The organism is Endozoicomonas sp. ONNA2, from assembly GCF_024606365.1.
In the GTDB taxonomy this organism is placed as follows: domain Bacteria; phylum Pseudomonadota; class Gammaproteobacteria; order Pseudomonadales; family Endozoicomonadaceae; genus Endozoicomonas.
Genome location: NZ_JAHHPO010000798.1, coordinates 1 through 1299, shown reverse-complemented (window position 1 = coordinate 1299; position 1299 = coordinate 1). Strand labels below are relative to the sequence as shown.

The window sequence follows — 1299 nt, the reverse complement described above, 5'->3', positions numbered from 1 at the left end:
TTCAATACCTTTTTACCGGCAATTTGCAACGTATGTGGTTTCTGGTGCAATTACTGAAAGCGGTCGCACTGGATAAAAATTCAGACAACATGACGATCAGTTGCAATGCCGTAGCGGGAGAAATAATTATTGAATGCTCCCGAATGACTTCAACGGAAACCATACAGGATGCCTTTAAAAAACTGATAAACGTGTTGCATGCAATTTATAATCTGGATATCCACTTTGGTAACAGAGACATTTTTGAAAAAGAACAGTGGAATTTTACCCTGCTGGAACAACGACTGTTTAGCAATACTGAGACAGAAGCCGATAGGTTCACCTTTCAAAACTGCCTTTTCTCAATGGTTTATAGTGTCGCATATGACCTTAAACCCGATTGTTACCAGTTATTCGGTACCCACCACCAACAATTCATTGATCATATTCGACGGTTAGCGAAATCGAAAAGCAACCTTCGAAAAACATTAATGAGTGATGAGATCGATAAAGACACCCGCCGGATACTCTTCCATCATCTTTTATTGTTATATCCCGACAACGCTGTTCGATTGATTGATGATGTGTACGATCACTTGAAAGGTAAATACTTTGTTATAAAACCAGCATTTCGCTACAGCCCGGAATTTTATGTTCCACCAGGGCAGCCTACACCGGATCATAAAGAAAAGGTCAACAATGCCCTGTTGATCCATGGTCTGAAATATGCCAGCAAACGGGTACGAAATGATAAAGACGTTGTCTTGCCCGCCATTGCAAAACACCCGGATGACCTGAAACTAGCCAGTAAACAACTGAAGAATGATCAAGATGTCGTCATGGCCTCAGTGAGTCAAAATGGTTATTGCCTGTCCTATGCCAGCCCGGAACTTCAGGATAATGATATGGTGGTGAAGACCGCTTTGGCACAGTGTGCTTATGCCCTGCAGTATGCCAGTGAACGATTCCGAAGTGATAAAGGCATTATTCAAACCATGATTGCGGATGATATAAGTAACTTGCAATATGCCAGTAAAAAGGTATTGAAAGATCGCGAGTATTTGTTGAACTTGATTGAACATTATCCTGGTGCTTTCACGTGTGCCGCTGATTGCCTGCGACATGATAAGGATTTTATCAGGTCAGCCATTCAAAGAAACCACAATGTGGTTGACCATATACCCAGGCATGATCTCGACTCCGGGGAAGAAATTATGGATATACCAATCAATGGGTGATACAGAAAGACGGCTAAGTTCCAGTTGATAGTTGAAAGCCAAAATCGCAGGGTATTATTTTGAGAATTAGCCACTAAATAAC

Annotated in this window: 1 protein-coding gene; it reads left to right on the top strand. The window is 41.5% G+C overall.

Annotated elements, in window-relative coordinates; genetic code table 11:
* On the top strand, positions 1-1217 hold a 1217-nt coding region (locus KDK14_RS14220), incomplete at its 5' end, for a DUF4116 domain-containing protein (RefSeq protein WP_257265834.1).
* Positions 1218-1299 lie beyond the last annotated feature (82 nt).